The sequence below is a fragment of the Paracoccus sp. Ld10 genome, assembly GCF_045064235.1.
In the GTDB taxonomy this organism is placed as follows: domain Bacteria; phylum Pseudomonadota; class Alphaproteobacteria; order Rhodobacterales; family Rhodobacteraceae; genus Paracoccus.
This window is the reverse complement of sequence record NZ_JBISHD010000027.1, coordinates 413,672-425,591: the sequence shown is the minus strand read 5'-3', so window position 1 is coordinate 425,591 and position 11,920 is coordinate 413,672. Positions and strand designations below refer to the sequence as shown.

Genomic DNA, 11,920 nt, shown 5'->3' with positions numbered 1-11,920 from the left:
GCCGCTGATGCGGCCCGCCCCTTTCGCATGGACGCGACAGAATGGCAGGGCTGGCCCCGCCGTTCAGGTATCAGGCAACGCGACTGACCACGAAATCGGCCAGGTCCGCCAGCATGTCGCGGATGGGATGGGGAGGCAGCACCAGCAGCGCGGTGCGCGCGCGGGCTGCATGGTCCAGCGCGTCCTGGCGCGCGGCCTGCATCGCGCCGTGGCGTGCCAGCAGGCTTTGCGCATGATCCAGATCGCCGTCGCGCTGGTCGCCGGCCTCGATGGTGCGCGCCCAAAAGGCACGTTCCTCGGGGGTGGCCTTGGCGATGGCCTTGATGACCGGCAGGGTCAGCTTGCGTTCGCGGAAATCGTCGCCGGTGTTCTTGCCGATCGTTTCCGTCGTGCCGCCGTAATCCAGCAGGTCGTCCACGATCTGAAAGCTGATGCCCAGGGCATCGCCGTAATCGAACAGCGCCTGCACCTGATTGTCGGGCGCGCCGGCAATGACGCCGCCCACCTCGGTCGCGGCCGAAAACAGGGCCGCCGTCTTGCCGCGTACCACCTGCAGATAGACCGATTCGTCGGTTGCCAGGTCCTGGGCGGCCGTCAGTTGCAGAACCTCGCCCTCGGCGATGGTGGCGCTGGCATTGGCCAGGATCTCCAGCGTGCGCAGGTTGCCGGGTTCGACCATCAACTGAAAGCTGCGGGCGAACAGATAATCGCCGACCAGCACGCTGGACTTGTTGTCCCACAACAGGTTCGCCGTTGGCCGTCCGCGGCGCTGGCCGCTTTCGTCGACCACGTCGTCATGCAGCAGCGTGGCGGTGTGGATGAATTCGACCGTCGCGGCCAGATGGATGTGCCACGGCCCCGGATAGCCCAGCAGCTTGGCGGCAGCCAGCGTCAGCATCGGGCGCAGGCGTTTGCCGCCGGCATCGATCAGATGGGCCGTCACCTCGGGGATGCGGGGGGCATGGCGGCTGGCCATGCGGTCGCGGATCAGCGCGTTGACCGCCTCCATCTCGGCGGTGAGGGCTTCGGTCAGCCGATCAAGCGGTTTGCGGACGTTGTCCTGCACAGTCATGCCATACCCCGTGTCTGCGCCAACGCATTGCCACGGCATCGACAAATGCGCAACCGCCGCTTAACGTCGCGCCCATGAAAGAGCTTTTTCGCAGCAATGATCCCGTCCGCATGTCCGCCGCCACCAGCCTGCTGGAATCAGAGGGGATTGTCACGTTTCCGATGGATCAGCACATGAGCGTTCTGGAGGGATCGATCGGCGTGCTGCCCGCGCGGCTGATGGTCGCGGATCGCGATGAATTCATGGCCCGCGCCATCTTGCGCGACAATGGGCTGAATGACTGACACGCGCATCGACGGGTTTCTGGACGGCCGGCTGCGCGTGGCACAGCCTGTGCGCGGCTATCGCGCGGGGGCCGATGCGGTGATGCTGGCGGCCGCCTGCCCGGCACAGCCGGGGCAGGCGGTGCTGGAATTGGGCTGCGGGGCGGGGGTGGCCAGCCTGTGCCTGGGGTGGCGGGTGCCGGATTTGGCGATCACCGGGTTGGAACGCCAGCAGGCTTATGCCGATCTGGCGCGCGACAATGCGGCCGCGAACGGCATCACGCTGACGGTCCTGATCGGCGACCTGGCGGACCCGCCGCAGGGTTTGCGGGACGTGACGTTCGATCAGGTGATCATGAACCCGCCCTATTTTCTGGGCGGGACGCCAGCGCCTGATGCGGGTCGTGCGCTGGCCCGGCGCGAGGAGACGCCACTGGCGCTGTGGATCGACACGGGCCTGCGGCGGTTGCGGCCGGGGGGCTGGCTGACCGTGATCCAGCGCGCCGACCGTCTGGACGGGGTCATGGCCGCACTGGCCGCCCGCGCCGGGTCCATCGCGATCATGCCGATCGCTGCCCGGACCGGCAGCCCGGCAGGGCGCATTCTGGTGACGGCGCGCAAGGGTGCCCGCGGCCCGCTGCGCCTGTTGGCCCCGTTGATCACCCACGCCGCGGCCCGCCATGACCAGGGAACCGACGACCTGAGCCCGATGGCTGCCCAAGTCTTGCGCGAGGGGGCGCCGATCATGATGGGAATTGCGAAAGCTGCGTGACAGAATCAATAAGCTGTGGTGAAATGAAAGGGTTCGAGACAACTATAGAGGAGTACGTAATGACGGTTGCTTCCCATGTCGAAGAGCTTCGCAAGAAGCATCAGAACCTTTCAGTTGCCGTGGAACGGGCCCAGAGGAGCCCAAGTGCCAGCGACCACGAAATCACCGCAATGAAGCGCGAGAAACTGCGTCTCAAGGAACAGATCGGCCGACTTGGTCACTGACCCGTCGATAGCACGATACCCTCACGGAAAAAGGCCCGCGCAGATTGCGCGGGCCTTGATCATTCAGACGCGGAGGCCTGCGTCAGGCAGAGTATTGTCCGCCGTTCGCGGTGATCGTCGACCCTGTAATAAAGCCCGCATCGTCCGCCGCCAGAAACACCACGGCGCGCGCGATTTCGTCGGGTTCGCCAAGGCGGCCGACGGGGATCTGGGGGATGATGCGCTCGTTCAGGACCTTTTCGTCGATGGCGCGCACCATTTCGGTCCCGATATAGCCGGGGCAGATGGCGTTGACGGTGATGCCTGCGCGCGCGCCTTCCTGTGCCAGCGCCTTGGTAAAGCCCAGATCGCCTGCCTTGGCCGCGGAATAGTTCGCCTGCCCTGCCTGGCCCTTTTGTCCGTTGATCGAACTGATGGTGATCACGCGCCCGAACCTGGCATTGCGCATGCCGTTCCAGACGCCGTGGGTCATGTTGAAGACGCCGGTCAGGTTGGTGTCGATGACCTCTTTCCACTGTTGCGGGGTCATTTTGTGGAACATCGCATCGCGGGTGATCCCGGCATTGTTGACCAGCACGGCAACCGGGCCCAGATCTGCCTCGACCTGCCTGATGCCCTCGGCGCAGGCGTCGTAGTCGGCGACCGACCATTTGTAGGTCTTGATGCCGGTTTCCTTGGTAAAGGCCTGCGCCGCGTCGTCATTGCCGGCATAGTTGGCCGCGACGCTATAGCCTGCGTCCTTCAACGCCTTTGAAATAGCAGCGCCGATCCCCCGCGATCCCCCTGTGACAAGTGCAACTTTAGACATGGTGCCCCCTCCCTTTCTTTCGCCGTGAAATATTATTAGTCAATATTATTTTCCTGCGCAACATAGTTGCACAGGAAAATACACTCAGCGTTCAAGGCACATCGCAACGCCCATGCCGCCACCGATACACAGCGTTGCCAGACCCTTTTTCGCGTCACGGCGACGCATCTCGAACAGCAGTGTGTTCAGCACCCGTGCCCCCGAGGCACCGATCGGGTGGCCGATCGCAATGGCTCCGCCGTTCACGTTCACGATCGACGGATCCCAGCCCATATCCCGGTTCACCGCACAGGCCTGGGCGGCAAAAGCCTCGTTCGCCTCGACCAGATCCAGGTCGCCGACGGTCCAACCGGCCTTCTCCAGCGCGCGCCGACTGGACGGAATGGGACCCGTGCCCATGATCGCAGGGTCAAGGCCAGCGGTGGCATAGCTGGCGATGCGCGCCAACGGCGTCAGCCCGCGACGCGCGGCCTCGTCCTCGGACATCACCATCACTGCGGCCGCGCCATCGTTCAGGCCGGATGCGTTGGCCGCGGTCACGGACCCGTCCTTGGCAAAGGCTGGGCGCAGCTTTTGCATCGCCTCGATCGTCGCGCCGTGGCGGATGTATTCATCCTTGTCCACGACCGTATCGCCTTTGCGTGACTTGACGGTATAGCCGACGATCTCTTCGTCAAAGCGCCCCCCTTTCTGGGCGGCCTCTGCCTTGTTCTGGGAGGCCAGCGCGAATTCGTCCTGCTGGTCACGGCTGATCTGCCATTTCTCGGCGACGTTCTCAGCGGTCTGGCCCATGTGATAGTTGTTGAACGCGTCCCACAGCCCGTCGCGGACCATCGTGTCGATGAACTGCATGTCGCCCATTTTCTGCCCGGCGCGCAGATAGGCGGCGTGCGTCGACATGGACATGCTTTCCTGACCACCCGCCAGAACGACCCGGGCATCGCCCAGGATCACGTGCTGGGCGGCCAGTGCCACGGCGCGAAGGCCCGAACCACAGACCTGATTGATGCCCCAGGCCGAGGATTCCTGTGGCAGGCCCGCCTTGATATGCGCCTGACGGGCGGGGTTCTGGCCCTGTGCGGCGGTCAGCACCTGACCCAGGATCGTCTCGTCGACGTCACCTGCGTCAATGCCGGCGCGGGCGACGACTTCGGCCAGAACAGCGGCGCCCAAGTCATGGGCGGGGACATTCGCAAAGGCCCCCAGAAAACTTCCGACCGGCGTGCGGGCGGCGGAAACGATCACGGCTTTGGTCACGACAGACTCCTTCGCATCAGTGCCGGACGAACCGGCCTGTTGTCAGGATGCTGTTTCAGGACGCTACGTCAAGTCGAAGCCTGGGGCATTTCGATGCCGAACCATGTGGCGGCCCGCGTGGTGTCCCTTAGCGGCTGGCCAGCGAGGGGGGCTTTTTCCACGGCGGTGCGATGGTTGGGGCGCCGAAATAGTAGCCCTGCAGGCAATCGATGCCGATATCGATCAGGAACGCGGCCTCATCGGCCGTTTCGACGGATTCGGCCACCGTGAACATGTCGAAATGATGCGCGATGGATTGCAGCGCGCGCGTCAGGACCTGATTGTCGGGTTTCGTTGCGATCTCGCGGATGAACTGGCCATCGATCTTGATCATGTCGAAACAGAAATCCCGCAGATAGCGGAACGACGTGTAGCCCGCGCCGAAATCGTCCAGCGCCAGGCTGATGCCGTATCCCTGCACCTCGGCCATGAAGGTCTGCACCTCGTTGGGCATGCCCATCGCGCTGCTCTCGGTGATCTCCAGGATCAGGCGTTCGCCCAGTGTCGTGTCGTCGGAGACACCACGCCGCAGCGTGTTGATCCATTCCGGGTACAGGATCGAGCGTGCGGACATGTTGATCGACAGGCGCAGGCCGGGATCCTCGGCCAGGGTCTGCAGACCCAATGACAGCGACAGGCAATCGATCTTGCGACCCAGTTCCGTCACCTCGGCCTGGGGCATGAAATCGCGCAGTGGCACCAGCCGTCCGCTGTCGTCTATGATGCGGATCAACCCTTCGTAGAAGGCGGGCGTCTTTGTGCGCTGCGCCTGTACGATCGGCTGAAAAGCCAGCGTTGCGCTGCCTTTTTCGACCGCCGCTGAAACGGCCGCCAGGGTGATGCGGTCCTGATGGCGGATCGCATCCTCAAGGGGCGAACTGTTGTCCATTGTTCTGTCGCTCACGGGCGGCCTCTTACCGAGTCGGGTCTGCTTGCAGTCTGCACATATTGGCTTAACCTGCCGTGAAGCGTGATCTCTTTCTCGAGTTTGGGTTAACAGATGATGGACCGTTGCGGATGGTGCGGTGACCTGCCGGTCTATGTGACCTATCATGACCGGGAATGGGGCGCGCCCGAACACGACCCGCGCAGGCTGTGGCAACAGTTGGTTCTGGAGGGGTTTCAGGCCGGTCTGTCCTGGATCACCATCCTCAAGAAACGCGATGCTTTTCGCGCCGAATTCGACGGGTTCGACCCCGAACGGGTGGCGTGCTGGGACGCGGCGCGGATCGATCGCGCGCTGACGAATCCCGGCATCATCCGCCACCGTAGCAAGATAGAGGCGACCGTGCGTGGTGCGCGCGCCTTTCTGGACGCCGAGGCCGGGGACGGCTTTGCCCACTGGCTGTGGTCCTTTGTGGGCGGTGCCCCGATCCAGAACGACTGGCCCGACCTTGCCCATGTGCCTGCGGAAACACCCCAATCGCGCGCGATGTCCAAGGCGCTGAAATCGCGCAGTTTTGGCTTCTGCGGACCGGTGACCACCTATGCCTTCATGCAGGCCACGGGCATGGTCAACGACCATGTCGTGACCTGCCACAGGCATGCGCCCGTCAGGGCGCTGTCAGCTGGGTGATCAGCGTCTTGGCCGCGTCCGAATCCCATTCGGCATCACCCAGATAGCGCGCAACCTCGTTCCCGTCGCGGTCGATCAGGACGGTCACGGGCAGGCCCACCACGCCCATCTCGCGCGCGACCTGCTGGCGGGGGTCCAGCAGGATCGGCAGCGTCTCTACGCCCACCTCGGCAAAGAAATCGTCGATGCGCTCGACCGCGTTGCGGCCCGTCGCAATGGTCACCACCTCGAAATCGTCGCCGCCCAGTTCGGTCTGCAACCGGTCCAGGGCGGGCATCTCCTCGCGGCAGGGCGCGCACCAGGTCGCCCAGAAGTTCAGCAGAACGACCTTGCCCTGCCAATCGGCCAGGGTGTGGGTGCCGCCGTCGCGGTCGGTGAACTCGGCGGTGGCCACGGGGACGGGGGTTTCGGCGACGACCATCTTGACCAGGCCCCCGTCGCGGGCCGCCTGCCAGTCGGGGTCCGCGGCAAAGGCGGTGTTTGCACCGAAAACAAGGGCCGTATAAAGCAGGGCGGAACGCAGCATGTGACCTCCGAAGGACGTACTTGATGACCGACCGGCCCCAGACCACCGCCAACAGCATGTGGGGCGGGCGCTTTGCCGCCGGTCCCGACGCGATCATGGAGGCGATCAACGCCTCGATCGGGTTCGACCGGCGGCTCTACGCCCAGGATATCCGGGGCAGCCGGGCCCACGCGGCAATGCTGGCCGCCACGGGCATCATCAGCGATAGCGATGCCGAGGCGATCGGGAAAGGCCTGCTCACCGTCTTGTCAGAAATCGAGGGCGGTCAATTCACGTTCAGGACCGACCTGGAGGACATCCACATGAATGTGGAGGCCCGCCTGAAGGAGGTTATCGGCGAACCCGCGGGCCGCCTGCACACGGGCCGGTCCAGAAATGACCAGGTTGCGACCGATTTCCGCCTTTGGGTGCGCGACCAGTGCGACGCGGCCATCGACGGACTGACCGCGCTGATCTGTGCGGCTTTGTCGCAGGCCGAGGCCGGGGCCGATTGGGTCATGCCGGGATTCACACACCTGCAGACGGCGCAGCCGGTGACCTGGGGCCATCACATGATGGCCTATGTCGAGATGTTCGGCCGCGACCTGTCGCGGTTCCAGGATGCACGCAAACGCATGAACGAATCGCCCCTGGGGGCCGCGGCGCTGGCGGGCACCGGCTATCCCATCGACCGCGACATGACCGCGCGGGAACTGGATTTCGACCGTCCCATGGCCAACAGCCTGGACGCGGTCAGCGACCGGGATTTCGCGCTGGAGTTCCTGGCGGCCAGCAGCATCTGCGCCGTCCACCTGTCGCGTCTGGCCGAGGAACTGGTGATCTGGTCGTCGGCGCAGTTCCGCTTCGTGTCGATGTCGGACAAGTGGTCGACCGGGTCCAGCATCATGCCGCAAAAGCGCAACCCTGACGCCGCCGAGCTGATCCGCGCCAAGATCGGTCGCATCCTGGGCGCGACCGTCGCGCTGTTCACCGTGATGAAGGGCCTGCCCTTGGCCTATTCCAAGGACATGCAGGAGGACAAGGAACAGGTGTTCGACGCCGCCGACACGCTGATGCTGGCACTGGCGGCGATGACCGGCATGCTGTCGGACCTGACCGCGAATCGCGACCGGCTGGAGGCTGCGGCATCCACGGGGTTCTCGACCGCGACGGACCTGGCAGACTGGTTGGTGCGCGAACTGGGCCTGCCGTTCCGCGACGCCCATCACGTGACCGGGTCGTTGGTGGCGCTGGCCGAACAGGGGCGCGTCGATCTGCCCGACCTGACGCTGGCGCAGATGCAATCGGTGCATGGTCAGATCACCGACGATGTGTTCAATGTGCTGGGCGTGCACAATTCCGTCGCCTCGCGACAGAGCTATGGCGGGACGGCCCCCGCGCAGGTGCGCGCGCAGATCGCCCGCTGGAAGGAGAAACTGGCATGAGAAACACGGTCATCATCGTCGTCGTTCTGGTCGTGGTCGTCGCCGTCCTGGCCAGCTGCGGCGTCGACGGCGCCCCGCAGCGCCCGGTGGAAAAGCCGTTGCAGCAGCAGATGGGCGTCACCGTCAGCGGCGATGCCCGGTTCGGCGTGTCGGCCGAGCTGTAGATGGACCATTTTCTCTATCGCAATGGCGAATTGTTTGCCGAGGACGTGCCCCTGTCGTGCATCGCGCAACAGGTGGGTACGCCCGTCTATGTCTATTCCGCGGCGACCCTGACGCGCCATTTCGGCCTGTTCCGTCAGGCGCTGGACTGGACCGACCATCTGGTGTGTTTTGCGGTCAAATCGAACAGCAATCTGGCCGTGCTGAAGCTGATGGGCGATCTGGGGGCCGGCATGGACGTCGTGTCGGGGGGTGAATACGCCCGCGCCAAGGCCGCCGGCGTGCCGGGCGACCGGATCGTGTTTTCCGGCGTCGGCAAGACCGTTCCGGAAATGCGCATGGCGATCGAGGGCGGCATCCGCCAGTTCAACATCGAGAGCGAGCCCGAGATGCGCGCCCTGTCCGCGCTGTGCGTCAGCATGGGCGTGACGGTGCCGGTGGCCATCCGCGTGAACCCCGACGTGGACGCCAAGACGCATGAGAAGATCGCGACCGGCAAGTCCGACAACAAGTTCGGCATTCCGATTTCGCGCGCCATGGCCGTCTATGCCGAGGCCGCGTCCCTGCCGGGGCTGCGCGTCGTGGGCGTGGACGTGCATATCGGCAGCCAGCTGACCGACCTGGCGCCGTTCCGCACCGCCTATCTGAAGGTGGCCGAACTGACCCGCGCCCTGCGCGCCGAGGGTCACGACATCACCCGGCTGGATCTGGGCGGCGGGCTGGGCATCCCCTATCGCCGCGACAACAGTGCGCCGCCCCTGCCCATCGAATATGGCCAGGTGATCCGCGAGACGGTCGGTGATCTGGGCTGCGAGATCGAGATTGAGCCGGGCCGCAACATCGTCGGCAATGCCGGCGTGCTGCTGTCCCGCGTGATCTATGTAAAGAACGGCGAGGATCGCGATTTCCTGATCGTTGATGCGGCGATGAACGACCTGCTGCGCCCGGCCATGTACGGTGCGCATCACGACATCGTCCCGTTGATCGAACCGGCGGTGGGCGCGATGGTGCGGCCCTATGACGTGGTCGGTCCGGTCTGCGAATCGGGGGATACCTTTCAAAAGGGGGCCGAACTGCCCGAACTGGCGGCAGGGGGATTGGTCGCGTTCCGCTCCGCCGGGGCGTATGGCGCTGTGATGGCGTCGGAATACAATTCGCGCCCGCTGGTCCCCGAGGTTCTGGTGCAGGGCGATCACTTCGCCGTCATCCGGGCACGGCCCACGTTTGAGGAAATGCTGGCACGGGATAGCATCCCGGCATGGCTTTGATCGGGCGACAGAACGACACCGACAGCCCCCGGACCCCCGAGGGTATGTCCACGATCCGAATGGGGCCGGTAGCCCGCGCGTTGCGCCTGACCGGTGCCGGAATGGCATGGGAACGGGCGGCGCGGGTCTTTTGGCCGCTGGCGACGCTGTTGTGCTTTGGCATCGCTGCGCTGGCGCTTGGCGCAGTGACTGCGGTGCCGGGCGCGGTGCTGCCATGGCTGGCGGGGCTGTGGCTGCTGGCGGTCGTGGTTGCGGCGGTTCGGGGCGGATGGCGCTTTCGTCGCGTGCGCCGGGCCGAGGCGGTGGCCCGGCTGGACCGGACCCTGCCCGGACGTCCGCTGACCGCGCTGTCGGACCGTGCCGCGATCGGCGGCGAGGGACCGCTGTGGCAGGCACATCTGGCGCAGATGCGCGACGCCGCGCTGGCCGCACGTGCGGTGCGTCCCGATGCGGACCTGGCGCGGCGCGACCCTTTTGCGTTGCGCTTGGCGGGGCTGGTGGCGCTGGTCATGGCGCTGATCTTTGGCGGGGTGGGCCAGATGGGGCTGGGCGTGCGCGCTCTGGCCGCGACGATGACCCCGCCGCAGCCCGGTGCCGCCCCGCCGCAGGGCCCGGTCTGGGAGGGCTGGGCCGAACCGCCCGCCTATACCCGCCGACCAACGCTGTATCTGAACGCCCTGGCCGAGGGGCAGGCGCTGGACCTGCCCAAGGGCAGCACCGTCAGTTTTCGCCTGTATGCCCAGGGCGCCGACCTTGTGCAGGACATTGGGCCCGTCACATCGGACGATCCGACCGCGCCTGCATTCCGGGCTGACCGGTCCGGCAGCATCGACATTCAGGGGCGTCGTTTCGCCGTGACCGTCCTGCCCGACGCCGTGCCGGTGATCCGGGCGGGGGCGGCGCCCACGCGACGCGCCGACGGGCGGATGATCCAGGACTATCAGGCCGGGGACGATCACGGCGTCATGTCCGCACAGGCAGTCATCGCGCTGGATCTGGACGCGGTCGATCGCCGCTTTGGCCTGACCGTGGCGCCCGAGCCGCGCGACCCGGTGGCGCTGGACCTGCCTTTGCCGCGTGGCGACCGCCGCGAGGTTCAGGGGCAGCTGGCCGAGGATCTGTCCCGCCACCCCTGGGCCAACCTGCCCGTGACCGTCACGCTGCGCGCGGTGGACGGGATCGATCAGGCGGGCCAGTCCGATCCGATGGCGCTGCCCCTGCCGGGGCGGCGGTTCTTTGACCCGTTCGCGGCCACGCTGATCGAACTGCGCCGCGATCTGTTGTGGTCGCGCAGAAATGCCGGTCGCAGTGCCGAAATCATGCGCGCCGTCACCTGGCAGCCCGAGGGGTTCGTCGAGGACGACCTGTATGCAGAGCTGCGCGCCGCCGTGCAGCTGTTGGACGGGGACGATCTGAGCGTCGAAGCCCGCGACCGTCTGGCCGAAGCGCTGTGGGAGGCTGCGGTTCAGCTGGAGGATGGCGGCCTGTCCGACGCGTTGGAGCGGATGCGCGCGGCGCAGGAGCGCCTGTCCGAGGCGATCCGCAACGGTGCCAGCCCCGACGAGGTCCAGCGGCTGATGGACGAGCTGCGCGAGGCGACCGACGCCTATACCGACATGCTGGCCCAGCAGAGCCAGCCGCAGGACCAGACCGACAGCCCCGACCGCGGCGACAGCCAGGGCCAGCAGATCACCGGCGACCAGATCCAGGAGATGATGGACGAGATCCAGCGCCTGATGAACGAGGGTCGCATGGCCGAGGCCGAGGCGCTGTTGGAACAGTTCAACCGGATGATGGAGAACCTGCAGGTTCAACAGAGCCAGGGTCAGGGCGACGGAGAGGGCCAACAGGGCAGCCAGCCGATGAACCGCCTGGCCGATACGCTGCGCGATCAGCAGGAGCTGTCGGACGAGGCGTTCCGCGACATGCAGCGCCAGTTCGGCCAAGGCCAGCAGCCCGGGCCCGAGGGTCAGGACGGCGACAGCATGGCAGACCGCCAGCGCGCGCTGCGCGAGGAACTGGGCCAGCAGCAGGGGTTGATGCCGGGGCAGGGGTCGCCCGAAGGCGATGCCGCGCGCCGCCAACTGGACGATGCGGGCCGTGCGATGGAGGATGCCGAGCAGGCGCTGCGCGACGGCGACATGGCGGGTGCGATGCAGCGTCAGGCCGACGCGATCCAGTCCATGCGCGAGGGCATGCGAGCCTTGGGCGACATGATGGCCCAGGAGGGTCAGGACGGTCATGATGGCCAGCCGGGCGGCGAGGGAGAGCAGCCCGGCCAGCAACCGGGCCAGTCGGCGCAGGGCGGGCAGGGGCAGCCCTATCAGGGACAGCCGCAGCTGGACCCGTTGGGCCGCGAGAGTAATGGCGGCGGCAATGTCATCACCAATGGCGATCCGCTGGCCGAGGGGCTGGACCCTGCGCGCCGTGCCCGCGACCTGCTGGACGAGATCCGCCGCCGCAGCGGCCAGACGGACCGTCCGCAGGACGAACGCGATTATCTGGGCCGGTTGCTGGACCGGTTCTGAC

Annotated in this window: 13 protein-coding genes; 8 read left to right on the top strand and 5 right to left on the bottom strand. The window is 66.2% G+C overall.

Going from position 1 to position 11,920, the window contains the following annotated elements; translation table 11 throughout:
* Window positions 1-70 precede the first annotated feature (70 nt).
* Complete coding sequence (locus ACJJVR_RS10415) at window positions 71-1,072, bottom strand: polyprenyl synthetase family protein (protein WP_405404316.1); 1,002 nt, start codon at window positions 1,070-1,072, stop codon at window positions 71-73.
* Between the two features lie 74 nt (window positions 1,073-1,146).
* Between ACJJVR_RS10415 and ACJJVR_RS10410 the strand changes: the two genes are divergently transcribed.
* The 3 genes from ACJJVR_RS10410 to ACJJVR_RS10400 are packed head-to-tail and all read left to right on the top strand — an operon-like array spanning window position 1,147 to window position 2,331.
* Complete coding sequence (locus tag ACJJVR_RS10410) at window positions 1,147-1,356, top strand: DUF2007 domain-containing protein (RefSeq protein WP_405404314.1); 210 nt, start codon at window positions 1,147-1,149, stop codon at window positions 1,354-1,356.
* Window positions 1,349-2,107 (top strand): tRNA1(Val) (adenine(37)-N6)-methyltransferase, encoded by a 759-nt coding sequence (locus tag ACJJVR_RS10405; protein WP_405404313.1) that lies wholly within the window; start codon window positions 1,349-1,351, stop codon window positions 2,105-2,107. The genes ACJJVR_RS10410 and ACJJVR_RS10405 overlap by 8 nt, the downstream gene beginning before the upstream one ends.
* Before the next feature lie 59 nt (window positions 2,108-2,166).
* On the top strand, window positions 2,167-2,331 hold the full coding sequence (locus tag ACJJVR_RS10400) for a YdcH family protein (RefSeq protein ID WP_405404312.1): 165 nt from the start codon (window positions 2,167-2,169) through the stop codon (window positions 2,329-2,331).
* Between the two features lie 82 nt (window positions 2,332-2,413).
* Here ACJJVR_RS10400 and phbB read toward each other — a convergent pair whose 3' ends face one another.
* From phbB to ACJJVR_RS10385, 3 genes are all read right to left on the bottom strand, one after another.
* A complete protein-coding gene (gene phbB / locus ACJJVR_RS10395; RefSeq protein ID WP_405404311.1) occupies window positions 2,414-3,139 on the bottom strand; it encodes an acetoacetyl-CoA reductase in 726 nt (241 codons plus the stop codon).
* An 84-nt stretch (window positions 3,140-3,223) separates the two neighbouring features.
* Window positions 3,224-4,396: an acetyl-CoA C-acetyltransferase gene (locus tag ACJJVR_RS10390; RefSeq protein WP_405404310.1), complete on the bottom strand. Its 1,173-nt coding sequence runs from the start codon at window positions 4,394-4,396 to the stop codon at window positions 3,224-3,226.
* 127 nt (window positions 4,397-4,523) lie between these two features.
* The gene (locus tag ACJJVR_RS10385) at window positions 4,524-5,324 is read right to left on the bottom strand and encodes an EAL domain-containing protein (RefSeq protein ID WP_405404458.1); all 801 of its coding nucleotides are present in this window, start codon (window positions 5,322-5,324) and stop codon (window positions 4,524-4,526) included.
* A gap of 111 nt (window positions 5,325-5,435) precedes the next feature.
* Here ACJJVR_RS10385 and ACJJVR_RS10380 point away from each other — a divergent pair, with 111 nt between their 5' ends.
* The gene (locus ACJJVR_RS10380) at window positions 5,436-6,011 is read left to right on the top strand and encodes a DNA-3-methyladenine glycosylase I (RefSeq protein WP_405404308.1); all 576 of its coding nucleotides are present in this window, start codon (window positions 5,436-5,438) and stop codon (window positions 6,009-6,011) included.
* Here ACJJVR_RS10380 and ACJJVR_RS10375 read toward each other — a convergent pair.
* Window positions 5,989-6,537, bottom strand: coding sequence for a TlpA disulfide reductase family protein (locus ACJJVR_RS10375; RefSeq protein WP_405404307.1), 549 nt, complete (start codon window positions 6,535-6,537; stop codon window positions 5,989-5,991). The two genes, ACJJVR_RS10380 and ACJJVR_RS10375, sit on opposite strands and share 23 nt — an antisense overlap.
* 23 nt (window positions 6,538-6,560) lie before the next feature.
* Here ACJJVR_RS10375 and argH point away from each other — a divergent pair, with 23 nt between their 5' ends.
* The 4 genes from argH to ACJJVR_RS10355 are packed head-to-tail and all read left to right on the top strand — an operon-like array spanning window position 6,561 to window position 11,919.
* Window positions 6,561-7,961, top strand: a complete 1,401-nt coding sequence (argH, locus tag ACJJVR_RS10370) for an argininosuccinate lyase (RefSeq protein WP_405404305.1) — start codon at window positions 6,561-6,563, stop codon at window positions 7,959-7,961.
* Entirely contained in the window at window positions 7,958-8,125 is a 168-nt protein-coding gene (locus ACJJVR_RS10365; RefSeq protein ID WP_164871393.1) for a hypothetical protein, read from the top strand. Before argH ends, ACJJVR_RS10365 begins: the two co-directional genes overlap by 4 nt.
* Complete coding sequence (gene lysA / locus ACJJVR_RS10360) at window positions 8,126-9,391, top strand: diaminopimelate decarboxylase (protein WP_405404303.1); 1,266 nt, start codon at window positions 8,126-8,128, stop codon at window positions 9,389-9,391.
* Window positions 9,382-11,919: a DUF4175 domain-containing protein gene (locus tag ACJJVR_RS10355; RefSeq protein ID WP_405404302.1), complete on the top strand. Its 2,538-nt coding sequence runs from the start codon at window positions 9,382-9,384 to the stop codon at window positions 11,917-11,919. Before lysA ends, ACJJVR_RS10355 begins: the two co-directional genes overlap by 10 nt.
* Window position 11,920: the final 1 nt, after the last annotated feature.

What these genes read in the sequence shown, in the direction of transcription:
- ACJJVR_RS10415 (WP_405404316.1), bottom strand. Translation starts at nt 1,072, where the DNA reads ATGACTGTGCAGGACAACGTCCGCAAACCGCTTGATCGGCTGACCGAA.
- ACJJVR_RS10410 (WP_405404314.1), top strand. Translation starts at nt 1,147, where the DNA reads ATGAAAGAGCTTTTTCGCAGCAATGATCCCGTCCGCATGTCCGCCGCC.
- ACJJVR_RS10405 (WP_405404313.1), top strand. Translation starts at nt 1,349, where the DNA reads ATGACTGACACGCGCATCGACGGGTTTCTGGACGGCCGGCTGCGCGTG.
- ACJJVR_RS10400 (WP_405404312.1), top strand. Translation starts at nt 2,167, where the DNA reads ATGACGGTTGCTTCCCATGTCGAAGAGCTTCGCAAGAAGCATCAGAAC.
- phbB (WP_405404311.1), bottom strand. Translation starts at nt 3,139, where the DNA reads ATGTCTAAAGTTGCACTTGTCACAGGGGGATCGCGGGGGATCGGCGCT.
- ACJJVR_RS10385 (WP_405404458.1), bottom strand. Translation starts at nt 5,324, where the DNA reads ATGGACAACAGTTCGCCCCTTGAGGATGCGATCCGCCATCAGGACCGC.
- ACJJVR_RS10380 (WP_405404308.1), top strand. Translation starts at nt 5,436, where the DNA reads ATGATGGACCGTTGCGGATGGTGCGGTGACCTGCCGGTCTATGTGACC.
- ACJJVR_RS10375 (WP_405404307.1), bottom strand. Translation starts at nt 6,537, where the DNA reads ATGCTGCGTTCCGCCCTGCTTTATACGGCCCTTGTTTTCGGTGCAAAC.
- argH (WP_405404305.1), top strand. Translation starts at nt 6,561, where the DNA reads ATGACCGACCGGCCCCAGACCACCGCCAACAGCATGTGGGGCGGGCGC.
- ACJJVR_RS10365 (WP_164871393.1), top strand. Translation starts at nt 7,958, where the DNA reads ATGAGAAACACGGTCATCATCGTCGTCGTTCTGGTCGTGGTCGTCGCC.
- lysA (WP_405404303.1), top strand. Translation starts at nt 8,126, where the DNA reads ATGGACCATTTTCTCTATCGCAATGGCGAATTGTTTGCCGAGGACGTG.
- ACJJVR_RS10355 (WP_405404302.1), top strand. Translation starts at nt 9,382, where the DNA reads ATGGCTTTGATCGGGCGACAGAACGACACCGACAGCCCCCGGACCCCC.